Origin of the sequence: Ideonella sp. B508-1 (genome assembly GCF_000333615.1) — a bacterium.
Lineage (GTDB): Bacteria > Pseudomonadota > Gammaproteobacteria > Burkholderiales > Burkholderiaceae_C > Ideonella.
Genome location: NZ_BADL01000002.1, coordinates 1 through 13,945, shown reverse-complemented (window position 1 = coordinate 13,945; position 13,945 = coordinate 1). Strand labels below are relative to the sequence as shown.

Annotated in this window: 12 protein-coding genes; 7 read left to right on the top strand and 5 right to left on the bottom strand. The window is 69.8% G+C overall.

What is annotated here, in order from left to right; genetic code table 11:
* Positions 1–171 precede the first annotated feature (171 nt).
* The 3 genes from I73_RS25040 to I73_RS00055 are packed head-to-tail and all read right to left on the bottom strand — an operon-like array spanning position 172 to position 2,248.
* The gene (locus I73_RS25040) at positions 172–873 is read right to left on the bottom strand and encodes an SPOR domain-containing protein (RefSeq protein WP_051048870.1); all 702 of its coding nucleotides are present in this window, start codon (positions 871–873) and stop codon (positions 172–174) included.
* 1 nt (position 874) lies between these two features.
* Entirely contained in the window at positions 875–1,735 is an 861-nt protein-coding gene (locus tag I73_RS00060; RefSeq protein ID WP_022978747.1) for a biotin--[acetyl-CoA-carboxylase] ligase, read from the bottom strand.
* Between the two features lie 15 nt (positions 1,736–1,750).
* Positions 1,751–2,248 (bottom strand): SET domain-containing protein, encoded by a 498-nt coding sequence (locus I73_RS00055; RefSeq protein ID WP_022978746.1) that lies wholly within the window; start codon positions 2,246–2,248, stop codon positions 1,751–1,753.
* A gap of 111 nt (positions 2,249–2,359) precedes the next feature.
* On the opposite strand from I73_RS00055, the gene I73_RS00050 reads away from it, so the two are divergent.
* Positions 2,360–4,954 (top strand): DNA topoisomerase III, encoded by a 2,595-nt coding sequence (locus I73_RS00050; protein ID WP_022978745.1) that lies wholly within the window; start codon positions 2,360–2,362, stop codon positions 4,952–4,954.
* A 106-nt stretch (positions 4,955–5,060) separates the two neighbouring features.
* On the opposite strand, the gene I73_RS00045 is transcribed toward I73_RS00050, so the two are convergent.
* Positions 5,061–7,019, bottom strand: a complete 1,959-nt coding sequence (locus I73_RS00045) for a PhoX family phosphatase (RefSeq protein WP_022978744.1) — start codon at positions 7,017–7,019, stop codon at positions 5,061–5,063.
* Between the two features lie 250 nt (positions 7,020–7,269).
* Between I73_RS00045 and I73_RS00040 the strand changes: the two genes are divergently transcribed.
* Genes I73_RS00040 through I73_RS00030 form a run of 3 tightly spaced genes read left to right on the top strand, consistent with a single transcriptional unit; the run spans position 7,270 to position 10,203 of the window.
* Positions 7,270–8,277: an AEC family transporter gene (locus I73_RS00040; protein ID WP_022978743.1), complete on the top strand. Its 1,008-nt coding sequence runs from the start codon at positions 7,270–7,272 to the stop codon at positions 8,275–8,277.
* A 35-nt stretch (positions 8,278–8,312) separates the two neighbouring features.
* A complete protein-coding gene (locus tag I73_RS00035; RefSeq protein ID WP_374701932.1) occupies positions 8,313–9,566 on the top strand; it encodes a glutamate-5-semialdehyde dehydrogenase in 1,254 nt (417 codons plus the stop codon).
* A gap of 31 nt (positions 9,567–9,597) precedes the next feature.
* Entirely contained in the window at positions 9,598–10,203 is a 606-nt protein-coding gene (locus I73_RS00030; protein ID WP_022978741.1) for a GNAT family N-acetyltransferase, read from the top strand.
* A gap of 24 nt (positions 10,204–10,227) precedes the next feature.
* On the opposite strand, the gene I73_RS00025 is transcribed toward I73_RS00030, so the two are convergent.
* Positions 10,228–11,160, bottom strand: a complete 933-nt coding sequence (locus I73_RS00025; protein WP_022978740.1) for a LysR family transcriptional regulator — start codon at positions 11,158–11,160, stop codon at positions 10,228–10,230.
* A 112-nt stretch (positions 11,161–11,272) separates the two neighbouring features.
* Here I73_RS00025 and I73_RS25035 point away from each other — a divergent pair, with 112 nt between their 5' ends.
* The 3 genes from I73_RS25035 to I73_RS00010 are packed head-to-tail and all read left to right on the top strand — an operon-like array spanning position 11,273 to position 13,735.
* Positions 11,273–12,340, top strand: coding sequence for an aromatic ring-hydroxylating dioxygenase subunit alpha (locus I73_RS25035; RefSeq protein WP_022978739.1), 1,068 nt, complete (start codon positions 11,273–11,275; stop codon positions 12,338–12,340).
* A complete protein-coding gene (gene queC, locus I73_RS00015) occupies positions 12,327–13,079 on the top strand; it encodes a 7-cyano-7-deazaguanine synthase QueC (protein ID WP_022978738.1) in 753 nt (250 codons plus the stop codon). Before I73_RS25035 ends, queC begins: the two co-directional genes overlap by 14 nt.
* Entirely contained in the window at positions 13,079–13,735 is a 657-nt protein-coding gene (locus I73_RS00010) for a LemA family protein (RefSeq protein WP_022978737.1), read from the top strand. Before queC ends, I73_RS00010 begins: the two co-directional genes overlap by 1 nt.
* Positions 13,736–13,945: the final 210 nt, after the last annotated feature.

Below are 13,945 nucleotides of genomic sequence, written 5' to 3'. Positions count from 1 at the left end.
CTTGGCTTGCAGCCCGGTCAAGGGCAACCCTGTGCTGGCTTGGGCCACGGTGGACGGCAACGACACCTGCGGGCGCGGGGGCGGGGTCTGTGGGTCGACCGTGGCCAGCTGATGCCCCTGGGCCTGTCCGAACTGGCCGGCAGGCCTTCTTCTGGCGTTCGGGCTTGGGGCTCAGGGCGTGGCGTCGCAGGCCTGCCAGCGCGGCCCATCGCCCGGGGCGCTGAGCCGGCTGACCTGCTCGGCGCTGAGCGAGGTGACCCGCAGCAGGTGCGCCACGCGGGCGGGCACCAGCACTTCCACCCGGGCGCTGTGCGCGCCCTGGCGGCTGACCTGGGCCAGGCGGGCTTGCGCCTCGGTCGGGCTGGCGAACTGACCCAGGGACAGGCCCGGGCTCAGCCGCGGGTGGTTGACCAGTTCGTCCGCCGCGATCTTGAGGCCCCGGAGTTCCTGCTGCTTCTTCTGCAGCTGGTCCGGGGTCTTGTAGGGCCCCATCACCACGATCCAGCGGCCACCGCTCTCCTGACGTCCGTCCTGCCATTGTCCGTTGGTCAGGCCCAGGGCCTGGAGCTGGGCCACGGCCGGCGCCAAGGCGGTGTCGGACAGGGGGCCGGCCTGCAGGCAGGCCGAGTTCAGCGGTGCCGAGGCGGCTGACGCGGGCAGGGCCGCCGGTGCCGCGGACGGCGAGGGGGCGGGTGCGGTGGCGCTGGCGTGCACCAATCGCACGGCCTGCGGGTTGATCTGGCGGCTCAGGCGATCCGGGGCGCGTTGGCTGTCGGGGCCGGGCAGACTCAGGGCGTGGGCCACGGCAGGTTGGCGCCAGGCCCAGACCGCCAGGTTGGCCAGCACCAGGGCGATCAACAACGCACGCAGCATCTCAGGCGGCAGGGGGCAGGGGGCGCACGCTCACTTCGCCGCTGACGATGCGGTGCAGCGCACCCTCGCGCTGCACCAGCAGGGCGCCATCCTCGGCCACGCCCTGGGCCTCGCCCTGCGGGCAGGCCGGGTCGGTGGTGGTGACCGTGTGACCGCGCAGCAGGTCCCGCGCCGCGTAGGCCGAGGCCAGCCCCCCGAAGCCTTCGCGCTCGAAGCGCACCAGCACCCGGGCCAGCTCCGGCATCACCCGGGCCAGCACCTGCGGTGCGTCCAGGCCGGGCAGGAACTCGCTGAGCGAGGCCACCTGCTCGGGCATGGCCAGCGGCAGGATGTTCAGGCCGATGCCGATCACCGCCATGCGACGGTCGGCCACCTGCATGCCCTCGATCAGGATGCCACCCAGCTTGCGGCCCTGGCCGGGGGCGTCCAGGCGCCAGAGGTCGTTGGGCCACTTCAGGCCCAGCTGGGTGCCGGCCGGGTCCAGCGCGGTGGCCACCGCCAGGCCCACGGCCAGCGACAGGCCGGACCAGTCCGGGCGCTCGATGGGCAGGCTCAGCGAGAAGGTGAGCGAGGCACCGGGCAGGGATTCCCAGCTGCGGCCCAGGCGGCCACGGCCATGGGTCTGCTGCACGGCCACCAGCAGCGAGGGGGCCAGGTCGCTGGCGCGCAGCGGACGGCCCTGGGCGGCCTGGGTCAGCTGGCGCAGCCGGTCCATCAGCGCGCCGTTGGTGGAATCCAGCCGGTCCACCACCTCGATGGAAAGATCGGGCAGGTTGCCCTGCAGCTCTTCCCACAGGGCGTGGATGCCCCAGGTGCTGTGGCGGTCTGCGGGGTTGCTCGGGGTCGTCGGGGAGGATGCCATCGGGGAACCTCAGGGTCAGCGCGCGGCGCGGCGCTTGGGGCTGAGCATCGTGTGCCGGCATTCCGGCGCACCGCAGCGGCATTCGTAGCGTTTTTTCAGCGCCGGGGTGTAGCGCTCGTCGATGGTCAGGCCGTAGTCGTAGGAGAGTTCCTCGCCCGGGGCGATGGGGCGCAGGGCCTTGATGAACACCCGGCCGTCCTTCGTTTCTTCGGCCTCGCAGTTCGGGTCGCAGGCGTGGTTGATCCAGCGCGAGGCGTTGCCGCCGTACAGCGCATCGATCACCTCGCCGGTGCGCAGCTGGAAGTAAAAGGTGTGCTCGGGGTTGGAGGGATCGTGCGGATGGCGACGCAGGGCCTCGTCCCAGTCGATGCGGTCCCCGGTGTACTCGATCAGCACCTCGCCCGGCTCGATGGCCTGCAGCGCGAACACGCCCTTGCCATGCACCCCGCTGCGGCGGACCTGGATGCGTCGCCCGGAGGCGGCGGAGGCGGTGCGCGGGGCTTTCGCTTGCATGGCAGGCTTCATTGGGTACATTGAAATCATGAGCGCGCGTGCGCGTGCACGCGTGGGACGGGCTGATTGTAGGCATGGCCCGAGGCCGACCCGACAGACACGACAAGACCGATGAGCAAGTCACTGATCATTGCGGAAAAGCCCAGCGTGGCGCAGGACATCGTCCGGGCGCTGACGCCGGTGGCCGGCAAGTTCGAAAAACTGGCCGACCATTTCGAGAACGACCGCTACGTGGTCACTTCGGCGGTCGGCCACCTGGTGGAGATCAAGGCGCCGGACGACTACGACGTCAAGCGCGGCAAATGGAGCTTCGCCAACCTGCCGGTGGTGCCACCGCACTTCGACCTGGCGCCCATCGACAAGGCCAAGGCGCGGCTCACCGCGGTGGTCAAGCTGGTCAAGCGCAAGGACGTGACCGAGCTGATCAACGCCTGTGACGCGGGGCGCGAAGGGGAACTGATCTTCCGCCTGATCGTCCAGTACGCCGGCGGTGCCAAGGGCCCGATCGACAAGCCGGTGCGGCGCCTGTGGCTGCAGAGCATGACGCCGCAGGCCATCCGCGACGGCTTCGACAAGCTGCGCAGCAACGAGCAGATGCTGGGCCTGGCCGACGCGGCGCGCAGCCGCTCCGAGGCCGATTGGCTGGTGGGCATCAACGGCACCCGCGCCATGACCGCCTTCAATTCGCGCGACGGCGGCTTTTTCCTGACCACCGTCGGCCGGGTGCAGACGCCCACGCTGTCCATCGTCGTCGAGCGCGAGGAGAAGATCCGCAAGCACGTGCCGCGCGACTACTGGGAGATCAAGGCCGAGTTCGGCGCCCAGGCCGGGGTGTACGAGGGCAAGTGGTTCGACCCGGCCTTCAAGAAGGACCCGAACGACGCCGACAAGCGCGCCGACCGGCTCTGGAACGAGGCCGATGCCCAGGCCATCGTCGAGGCCGTGCGCGGCCGCAGCGCCACCGTCACCGAGGAGGCCAAGCCCAGCAGCCAGGCCTGCCCGGGCCTGTACGACCTGACCACGCTGCAGCGCGAGGCCAACAGCCGCTTCGGCTTCTCGGCCAAGACCACGCTGTCGCTGGCCCAGGCCCTGTATGAAAAGCACAAGGTGCTGACCTACCCGCGGACGGATTCGCGCCACCTGCCCGAGGACTACCTCAGCGTGGTCAAGCAGACCTTCGGCATGCTGGCCGAGGAGGACCTGCCCGGCCCGCTGCAGCACCTGACCCAGCACGCCCGCAAGGGCCTCAAGGAGGGCTATATCAAGCCCAGCAAGCGCGTCTTCGACAACGCCAAGGTGTCGGACCACTTCGCCATCATCCCCACGCTGCAGGCGCCCAGGAGCCTGACCGAGGCCGAGGCCAAGCTCTATGACCTGGTGGTCAAGCGCTTCATTGGCATCTTCTTCCCCTCGGCCGAGTACATGGTCACCACCCGCATCACCAAGGTGCCGGTGGCAAGCGGCACGACGCACCAGTTCCAGACCAACGGCAAGGTGCTGGTCAACCCCGGCTGGCTGGCCGTCTATGGCAAGGAAGCCCAGGACGAGGACGCCAACCTGGTGCCGGTGCAGCCCGGCGAGGGCGTGGTGACCGAGGAGGTGGCCCTGGCCGCCCTGCGCACCAAGCCGCCGGCCCGCTACACCGAAGCCACGCTGCTGTCGGCCATGGAGGGCGCGGGCAAGCTGATCGACGACGACGAGCTGCGCGAGGCCATGGCCGAGAAGGGCCTGGGCACGCCAGCCACCCGCGCGGCCATCATCGAAGGCCTGATCACCGAGAAGTACATGCTGCGCGAGGGCCGCGAGCTGATGCCCACGGCCAAGGCCTTCCAGCTGATGACCCTGCTGCGCGGCCTGGGTGTGGAGGACCTGACCAAGCCCGAGCTGACCGGCAACTGGGAATACCAGCTCGCCGAGATGGAGCAGGGCAAGCTCTCGCGCGAGCGCTTCATGCAGGACATCGCGGCGATGGCCGAGCGCATCGTCAAGAAGGCCAAGGAATACGACCGCGACACCATCCCGGGCGACTACGCCACGCTCAAGACGCCCTGCCCGAACTGCGGCGGCGTGGTCAAGGAGAACTACCGCCGCTTCACCTGCACCGGGGCTTCCGGGGAGGCCGAGGGCTGCGGCTTCTCGATGACCAAGATCCCGGCTGGCCGCAGCTTCGAGCTGCCCGAGGTGGAGCAGTTCCTGCGCGACAAGCACATCGGCCCGCTGGAGGGCTTCCGCTCCAAGGCAGGTTGGCCCTTCACCGCCGAGCTGCGCCTGGTGCGCGACGAGGAGCTGAAGAACTGGAAGCTGGAGTTCGACTTCGGCGAGGACGCACAGCAGGCCGAGGAAGGCGAGCCCGTGGACTTCTCCGGCCAGGAGAGCCTGGGCGCCTGCCCCAAGTGCCAGGGCCATGTCTACGAGCACGGCGCCAACTACGTCTGCGAGCACGCGGTGGGTGCGCATGTGACCTGCGACTTCAAGAGCGGCAAGGTCATCCTGACCCAGCCGGTCGACCGGGCCCAGTTCACCAAGCTGCTGACCACCGGCAAGACCGACCTGCTGGAGAACTTCGTCTCCAACAAGACCCGCCGCAAGTTCAAGGCCTTCCTGGCCTACGACAAGAAGGAAGGCAAGGTGGGCTTCGAGTTCGAGCCGAGGGCACCCAAGGCGCCGGCCAAGAAGGCCGCTCGTAAGACCACCACAGCCGAGTGAGGGCGCGCCCATGAAAAAAGGCCACGCGCCGGACGGCGGGTGGCCCAAGACGGAGAACTCCTCCCATGCACGGGCCGGTCCATGACCGGCCCGTGTGCCTTGCGGCTTACTTCGACAGTTGGATCTGCGCGCTGGTGGCGGTCAGATAGCCCACGGCGGCGCCGAAGCGGTCGTCGTAGTTGGCACGCACCAGCGGATCCAGCGTCGGCTTGACGATGTCGTGCAGCGGCGATTCCCAGTCACCCGGGTGCTGGAAGTTGCTCATCACGTAGGTCCAGCCGTTGATCTTGTCCACGGCATGCAGGCCGGTGGATTCCGCGCCCGACGGGGTGGACAGCACGCGGCTGAGCGTCTTGCTGTCCACGTTGTAGGCCCACAGGAAGTTGTTGACGTGCATGCCGCTGTCCTCGCCGATGAACAGGGTGCGCATCTCTTCCGAGAACTTCAGGTTGTCCGGGTTGGCGACCTTGTCGGCGTTGGCCAGGTTGCCCAGGGCATCGGCGGTGGCCAGGTCCTCGCCCAGCAGCGCCGGGATGAACTGCGAGCTCACCGGCACCCATTCGCTGTTGATGGCCGTGCCGCCGCTGTCCTTCACGCCGGAGGTCATGGTGTGCTCCAGCACGCCGCCGGAGTTGATCGCGGCCGGGAAGTTCACGTTCAGGGCCGGGACGTTGCCGCTCTTGCCGGTGACCATCGAGTCCTTGATGGCCGAGATGGCGGAGTAGGCCTTCTTGTCCTTCAGGTTGACCGTCGTGCCTTCCATCTTGGTGAAGGACAGGCTGCCGCCCATCATCGCGGCGCAGCGGTGGGTCTCCAGGAAGGCCGCGGCCTTCTCCATGCCCGGCTTGACCTTCACCCACAGCGTCTTCTTGCTGAGGACGATCTTGGTGTAGCTGCTGTCGGCCGGGTCGGTGGTCAGCGATTCCATGATGTCGCTGGCCTGGATGCCGCCGGCCACCAGGGCCTGGATCTCGGCGCTGGTGGCCGAGCCCAGCTTGATCCAGCTGATGCTGGCGCTGGAGGTGGCGTTCAGCTCGGTGGTGTACTTGGCCACGTACAGCGTGCCGGAGGAGAGGTCCTTCTCCTTGTCGGCCACGAACATGAACAGGCCGCCGTTGGTGGCGTCGTCGCCCATCAGCACGGTGCGGTTGTCGCCCATGACCTGCACCAGCTCGTGCGAGATGCGGCCCATGCAGTAGTGCTTGGCGATGCTGGCCGTGCCGTCCTTGTTGACGGTGACTTCCGGCAGGTGGCCGTAATCGTAGGGGCTGGCGGTGCTGCTGTTGCCGAACAGGTTCTGGCTGAAGCCTTGCAGGGTGGCCAGGGTGCTGCCGTTGGCGCCTTGGTTGAAGGCATCCGGCTCATACTCTTCCGAGGACAGGTGGGTGCCCCAGGGCGACAGGCTGGCGCCGCAGGTGATCCACAGGCCCTTGACGCCCGAGGTGTCCACGTTGTGGTACTTCACCAGGCTCAGCTTGCCGGTGTCCTTGTCCTGGTCCAGGGTCAGCACGGCGATGGGCGAGGGCAGCAGCCCGTACATGGACACCAGGGCCTGGTTGCGGGTGGTGTATTCGAACTGCACCACGGCGAAGACGGTGTTGCCCTTGACCCCGGAGACGCTGGCGCCGTCCACGGTCAGCAGCGAGGAGCCGTCCGGGCAGTCCGAGAAGAACTGGCGCTCCGAGCCGGCCACCGAGCGGTCGATGATGGGCTGGTTGTGGATGTCGTAGTAGCCGCCGGCGATCAGGGTGCCGCCCTTGCCGTCGGACACCTCGGTGCCGGTGATGAAGAAGGGCTGGTAGGCCAGCGTGAAGCTGCGGGTGCTCTTGTCGTCGAAAGTGGCCACCAGCGAGGAGGTGGTGTAGGTGGTGGCCATGTTCTCCGGCGTGGCCAGGGTCGGAGCCGCCATGCTGGAGAAGGAGGCGCTCACGAAGTTGGGGCTGTCGCTGCCGTTGCCGCAGGCGGTCAGCAGGCCGGCCGATGCCAGCGAGGAGGCCAGGGGCAGCAGCGGGGCGCCGGCCATGGCTTGGATGAGGCGGCGGCGGGAGATCTGTGGGGTATTCATGTCAATGCTTGTCCGTGCTTGTGGCGGGACCACGGCGTCAGCACCGTGGGACAGCCCGGCAATCTAGAAGCCGCACATGTCGACAGCGTGACGGTTTTCGCCGGCTCGAAGCTGAGTGCTGTGTGACAAGTCGCGTCGGTCGGGTGTGTCGGGCTGTCCGTGACCTTGCGAGACCTTGCGCCAGCGGGCCGTGACGGGACTGTGTATCGTGGCGGGCCTTTGGGGTCATGCCCCGGCTCCCTCCCTGCCCATGACCTGGCCCATCCTGTTCAAGCTGCTCGCCATCGTCCTCGTCGCGGGCCTGGGCTGGGTGGTGGGGCGCACCCGCTGGCTGGGCGACGCGCAGGTGGACCCGGCCCGGGTGCTGGCCAACACCGCCTTCTATTTGTTCGCGCCGGCCCTGTTCTTCCGCACCACCGCGCGGGTGGATCTGGCCCACCTGCCCTGGGGCATGCTGGCGGCTTTTTTCGGCCCGGTGCTGGCGGTGATGCTGGCGGTCTACGCGGTGCAGCGTGCGCGTCGCGGTCGGCTGGGTCTGCCGGCCGCCGCGCCGGCGGTGCGGGCCATCACGGCCACCTTCGGCAATTCGGTGCAGATCGGCATCCCGGTGGTGGCCGGCGTGCTGGGCGAGACCGGCCTGGGCCTGCACCTCACCCTGGTGAGCGTGCATGCGCTGACCCTGCTGACGGTGTGCACCACGCTGGTGGAGCTGGACCTGGCGCGCGAGCATGCGGGCGAGGACGCCCACCTGGGCCGGGTGCTGCTGGGCACCCTGCGCAACACGGTGATCCACCCGGTCGTGCTGCCGGTGCTGGCCGGCCTGGCCTGGAACCTGACCGGTTGGGGCCTGCCGGCCCCGGTGGACGACACCCTGCAGTTGCTGGGCTCGGCGGTGGTGCCGCTGTGCCTGACGCTGATCGGCATGTCGCTGGCCTACCTGGGCCTGCCCGAGCGCCTGGGCGGCGCCATCGCGCTCAGCCTCGTCAAGCTGCTGCTGCTGCCCGCGCTGGTGCTGGGCGTGGCGCACTGGGGCTTCGGCCTGGCCGGCGTGCCGCTGGCCGTGCTGGTGCTGCTGGCCAGCCTGCCGGCGGGCAGCAACTCGATGATGTTCTCCCAGCGCTACCGCACGCTGGAGGCCGAGACCACCGCCGTCAACGTGCTGTCCACCGTGGCCTGCATCGCGGTCATCCCGCTGTGGCTGATCGTGCTGGCCTGGGTCGACCCCACGCTGGCCGCCGCCACCGGCGCGGCGGGATAATCGACCCCATGAGCACGCCCGACATCCCCGCCTACATGGCCCAGCTGGGGCAGGCCGCCCGCGCGGCCGCCACCGCCATGGCCCGCGCCGGCACGCGCGCCAAGAACGACACCCTGCTGGCCCTGGCGCGCCTGCTGCGTGAGCAGACCGAGGCCCTGCAGGCGGACAACGCCCGCGACATCGCCGCCGCCGAGGCCGCCGGCCTGGCCGCGCCGATGGTGGACCGCCTGCGCCTGACGCCCAAGGTGCTGGCCACCGTGGCCGAGGGCTGCGAGCAACTGGCCGCCATGCCCGACCCGATCGGCGAGATCACCGGCGTCAAGCGTCGCCCCACCGGCATCAGCGTGGGCCAGATGCGGGTGCCGCTGGGCGTGTTCGGCATGATCTACGAGAGCCGGCCCAACGTGACCATCGAGGCCGCCTCGCTGGCCATCAAGAGCGGCAACGCCTGCATCCTGCGCGGCGGCTCCGAGGCCATCCATTCCAATCTGGCGCTGTGGAAGCTGGTGCAGCAGGCCCTGACCCAGGCCGGCCTGCCGGCCACCGCGGTGCAGCTGGTGGAGACCACCGACCGCGCCGCCGTCGGCCGCCTGATTGCCATGCCCGAGTATGTGGACGTGATCATCCCGCGCGGCGGCAAGGGCCTGATCGAACGCATCAGCGCCGAGGCCAGGGTGCCAGTCATCAAGCACCTGGACGGCAACTGCCACACCTATGTGGACGCCGAGGTCGACATCGCCCAGGCCCTGGTGGTGACCGACAACGCCAAGACCCAGAAGTACAGCCCCTGCAACGCCACCGAGTCGCTGCTGGTGCACGCGCAGAGCGCCGCGGCCTTCCTGCCGCAGATCGGCGCCATCTTCGCCGCCAAGGGCGTGGAGATGCGCTGCGACCCGGCAGCCCGCGCCATCCTGTCGGACGTGCCGGGCGCCAAGCTGGCCGAGGCCAGCGAAGAAGACTGGGCCACCGAATACCTGGCGCCCATCATCAGCGTGAAGGTGGTGGCCAGCCTGGACGAGGCCATCGAGCACATCAACCGCCACGGCAGCCACCACACCGACGCCATCCTGACCACCAACCACCCGAACGCGATGCGCTTTCTGCGCGAGGTCGATTCGGCCAGCGTGATGGTCAACGCCAGCACCCGCTTTGCCGATGGCTTCGAGTACGGTCTGGGCGCCGAGATCGGCATCAGCACCGACAAGTTCCACGCCCGCGGGCCGGTGGGGCTGGAGGGGCTGACCTCGATGAAGTGGATCGTGCTGGGCCAGGGCGAGACCCGGGCCTGAGCGCCGCCTTCCGCGGACCATGCCCGGACACTTGCGCCCCGCCACCCAGGCCGATGCCGCGGCGCTGGCGGCGATCTACCGGCCCTATGTGCTGGAGACGCCCGTCTCCTTCGAGTTGGCGCCGCCCGATGCGGCCGAGATGGCCTCACGCATTGCCAAAGCCCTGTCGCGCTGGGCCTGGCTGGTGCATGAAGGGGCCGATGGCCGGGTGCTGGGCTATGCCTACGCCGGCGCCTACGCCGAGCGGCCCAGCTACCGCTGGTCGGTCATGACCAGCGTCTACAGCCTGCCCGAACGCCGCCGCCGCGGCGACGGCCGGGCGCTCTACACCGCGCTGCTGGGCCTGCTGCGCCTGCAGGGCTTCGAGCAGGCCATGGCCGGCATCACCCTGCCCAATCCGGGCAGCGAAGGCTTGCATGCGGCCATGGGCTTCCAGCCCGTGGGCGTGTACCGGCGGGCCGGCTTCAAGCTCGGGCGCTGGCACGACATCGGCCACTTCCAGCGGCCGCTGCAGAACGCACCGAGCGAAGACCCCACGCAGCCGGTGCCGGCCGAGGCCCGCCCGCTGGCCCAGGTGCTGGCCACGCCCGAAGGTCAGGCCGCGCTGGCGGCGGGGCAGGCGCTGCTGAAAGACTGAGGGCGCGCCCTGCGGGCGCCGGACTCAGCGCCGCCGGCCCGCGTAGACCTGCAGCGTGTCGATGCGGGCGAAGCAGTCGGCCATCACCTCCAGCAGGGCGGCCAGCTTCTTGCCCACGGCCCGCTGCTTCGGGTAGACGCCGTAGACCGGCATCGGCCGCGGCCGCCAGTCCGGCAGCACCGGCAGCAGCGCGCCGGTCTCCAGCTCGGGGCGGCAGAAATAGTCCGGCAGCAGGGCGATGCCGAAGCCGTCCAAGGCAAAGGTCTTCTGCACCCAGGGGTCGTTGGTGGTGGTGGGGCGCTCCAGCGCCACCTCGCAGGCGCCCTCGCGCGACATCAGCGACCAGACCGGCTTGCTGCCCGGACTGTCCAGCCAGATGCTGCGGTGGCGCCTGAGCTCGTCCGGCTGGGCGGGCAGGCCGTGCTGGCGCAGGTAGCGCGGGCTGGCAAAGAGGCCGTAGGCCAGCCGGCCCAGGCGCTTGGCCACCAGGTGCGGGTGGCGCGGCAGGTGGGTGCAGACATAGCAGTCCACGCCCTCGGGCAGGTCCTGCAGGCCGTCGCCGGCCAGATCCAGGTGGCAGCTCACCTGCGGGTGGCGCTCGGCAAAGGCTTTCAGCACCTGGCAGACGAAGGAGGTGCTGAAGTAGTTGCTGGTCAGCACCCGCAGGTCGCCCGACAGCCCCTCGGCCAGGTTCTGCACCGCCACCCGGGCCTGGTCCAGCCCGGCACCCAGCTCGGCCAGCACCTGGCGGCAGTGCAGCAGGTAGGTCTGCGCGGCCTCGGTGGGCACCATGCGCCGCGGCGTGCGCACGAACAGCGGCATGCCCAGCTCGGCCTCCAGCCGGGCGATCTGCCGGCTCAGCGTGGCCTTGGGCACGCCGCTCTCGGCTTCGGCCCGGGTCAGGCTGCCATGGGTTATCAACAGCACGAAGTGCTCGACCAGCCGGATGTCGATCATGGCCGTCAGTGTTCCACAGATGGAACAGGCCATTGCGCCCGGCCCCTTACATCGGCCGCGCCGGCTCGGTACAAAGCGGGCTTTGCTGTTGCCTCTGTTCCAAGGAAACCCGATGACTGCCCCGCTGCGTGACCCTGTGCTGATCAACGACTGGCATCCGGTGGCCATCGCGGCCGAGCTGGCGCCGGGCCAGCAGACGGCCACCCTGCTGCTGGACACCCATGTGCTGGTCTGGCGCAGCCAGGACGGCCGCCTGCACGCCTGGGAGGACCGCTGCCCCCACCGTGGCATGAAGCTCTCGATGGGCACGCTGCAGTCCGATGGCGTGACCTGCCCGTACCACGGCTGGATCTTCGGCGAGGACGGCCAGTGCAAGCACATCCCGGCCATGCCCGAGCTGACGCCGGAGCGAATGACCGGCCGCGTCACCACCTACGCGGTGCAGGAGCGTTACGGCCTGGTCTGGGTCTGCCTGGGCACCCCGGCGCAGGACGTGCTGCCCTTTCCCGAGTTCGCCGACGAGCGCCTGCGCAAGGTCTGGTGCGGCCCCTACGAGGTGGGGGCCAGCGGTCCGCGCCTGGTCGAGAACTTTCTGGACATGTCGCACTTCGCCTGGGTGCACACCGACATCCTGGGCGAGAAGACCCGCCCCGAGATCCCGGACTACGAGGTGCAGAGCTTCGACGACCCGGTCTACGGCAGCGGCGTGCGGGCGGTGCAGTGCCAGGCCTGGCAGCCGCAGTCGAACAAGCTGTCGGACAGCGGCAGCATGGTCGAGTACACCTACCGGGTGGTGCGGCCGCTCACCGCCATCCTGACCAAGGTGCCCGAGGCCATGGCCGGCTTCCACGAGGCCATCAGCCTGCACCTGCAGCCCATGACCGAGACCCGCACCCGGGCCTGGATCATCCTGGCGATGACCAACTTCGAGAGCAGCGACGCCGAGCTGCGCCAGTTCCAGGACACCATCTTCCTGCAGGACCAGCCCATCGTCGAACACCAGATCCCGCTGCGCCTGCCGCTGGTGCCGGGCATGGAGATGTCGATCCCCGTGGACCGCATGTCGCTGGCCTACCGCCGCTACCNTCAGCAGCTGGGCCTGCGCTATGGCGTGGTGAGCGAGGCCGAGNTGAGCGCGCCCAGTCTGGCGCGGCACAATTCGCGCCATGACTTCGCATGATTCCCTTTCGCCCGTCGATCCGCGCACGGCCCTGGTGCTTTTCTCCGGTGGCCAGGACTCCACCGTCTGCCTGCCCTGGGCCCTGGCGCGCTTCGCCCGGGTCGAGACCCTGGGTTTCGACTATGGCCAGCGCCACAAGATCGAGCTGGACTGCCGCCAGACCGTGCGGCGCGAGCTGGCTGCGCAGTTCCCGGCCTGGGCCGAGCGCCTGGGCGAGGACCATCTGCTGGACCTGTCCCTGCTGGGCCAGATCTCCGACACCGCGCTGACCAGCGAGCGGGCCATCGAGTTGCAGGCCAACGGCCTGCCCAACACCTTCGTGCCGGGCCGCAACCTGCTGTTCCTGACCTTTGCCGCCACGCTGGCCTACCGGCGCGGCGCCAGCGTGCTGGTGGGTGGCATGTGCGAGACCGACTACTCCGGCTACCCCGACTGCCGCGACAACACGCTCAAGGCCCTGCAGGTGGCGCTCAGCCTGGGCCTGGACAGCCCGATGACGCTGGACACGCCGCTGATGTTCCTGACCAAGGCCCAGACCTGGGCCCTGTCGGACCAGCTGGGGGGCGAACGCCTGAACGCGCTGATCGTCGAACACACCCACACCTGCTACCTGGGTGACCGCGGTCACCGCCATGCCTGGGGCTATGGCTGCGGCGAATGCCCGTCCTGTCAGCTGCGGGCCCAGGGGCACGCGGCTTGGGTGGCGGCGCAAGACCAGGGCCAAGGGCAGGGCGTCTGATGGACAGCGACACCGCCTCCGCCCCGGCCCAGGGCCTGCCGCCGGATCTGGCGGCCTCCCTGGCCTGGCCGCCACTGGACGAGCCGGTGGTCACCGAGGGCTTCCGGACCCACTGGGGCACCTCGCTGCTGGAGCTGGCCCTGCTGCTGATGCTGCTGTTCTGGATGGTGGGGGCCTGGGGGCGGCTGTCGCGGCTGCGCACCGGCGTGGCCCAGGCCTGGGGCCAGCTGGACGATGTCCTGATGCGCCGGGCGGCCGCGCTGGACATGCTGATCGCGGCGGTGCGTGACATCCTGCAGCACGAGGCGGGCAGTCTGCAGGCGCTGGAACAGGCCCAGGCCCGCCAGCGCGAGGCGGCGCTGGCGGTGCGCATCCGCCCCCATGCGGCCGAGGCGGTGCAGGCCTGGGCGGCGGCCGAGCGCGAGATGGCGTCGCCCCTGGCCCGGCTGCAGGCCCTGCTGGAACAGCACCCCGAGGCCGAGGACCGCGAGGACGCCATGCGCGCCCGTCTGCAGCTGGAAGACTTCAACGGCCAGGTGGGCTTCGGCCGGCAGACCTTCAACCAGGCCGTGCAGGCCTACAACGACGCCCTCACCGAGTTCCCGACCCGGCTGCTGGTGCCGCTGTTCCGCCTGAGCCCCGGCGCCACCGTCTGAGGGGCGGTGCCACCAGGCTGGGCGCGGCCCTTCAGCTCTGGCCCATGATGGCCGCGGTGGCCACCATCTCGTCGAACAGGGCGGCCATGGCGGCGCCCGGCAGGCTGTAGGGGTCCAGCGTCGCGGTCTCCGAATACTTCAGCACCAGGGCCGGGGTCAGGCGGGACAGGTTGACCTGGCCCATGGACCACCCGGCAAACGCCGCTCGGC

What these genes read in the sequence shown, in the direction of transcription:
- queC (WP_022978738.1), top strand. Translation starts at nt 12,327, where the DNA reads ATGACTTCGCATGATTCCCTTTCGCCCGTCGATCCGCGCACGGCCCTG.
- I73_RS00050 (WP_022978745.1), top strand. Translation starts at nt 2,360, where the DNA reads ATGAGCAAGTCACTGATCATTGCGGAAAAGCCCAGCGTGGCGCAGGAC.
- I73_RS00010 (WP_022978737.1), top strand. Translation starts at nt 13,079, where the DNA reads ATGGACAGCGACACCGCCTCCGCCCCGGCCCAGGGCCTGCCGCCGGAT.
- I73_RS00045 (WP_022978744.1), bottom strand. Translation starts at nt 7,019, where the DNA reads ATGAATACCCCACAGATCTCCCGCCGCCGCCTCATCCAAGCCATGGCC.
- I73_RS00035 (WP_374701932.1), top strand. Translation starts at nt 8,313, where the DNA reads ATGGCCCAGCTGGGGCAGGCCGCCCGCGCGGCCGCCACCGCCATGGCC.
- I73_RS00025 (WP_022978740.1), bottom strand. Translation starts at nt 11,160, where the DNA reads ATGATCGACATCCGGCTGGTCGAGCACTTCGTGCTGTTGATAACCCAT.
- I73_RS00040 (WP_022978743.1), top strand. Translation starts at nt 7,270, where the DNA reads ATGACCTGGCCCATCCTGTTCAAGCTGCTCGCCATCGTCCTCGTCGCG.
- I73_RS25040 (WP_051048870.1), bottom strand. Translation starts at nt 873, where the DNA reads ATGCTGCGTGCGTTGTTGATCGCCCTGGTGCTGGCCAACCTGGCGGTC.
- I73_RS00055 (WP_022978746.1), bottom strand. Translation starts at nt 2,248, where the DNA reads ATGCAAGCGAAAGCCCCGCGCACCGCCTCCGCCGCCTCCGGGCGACGC.
- I73_RS00060 (WP_022978747.1), bottom strand. Translation starts at nt 1,735, where the DNA reads ATGGCATCCTCCCCGACGACCCCGAGCAACCCCGCAGACCGCCACAGC.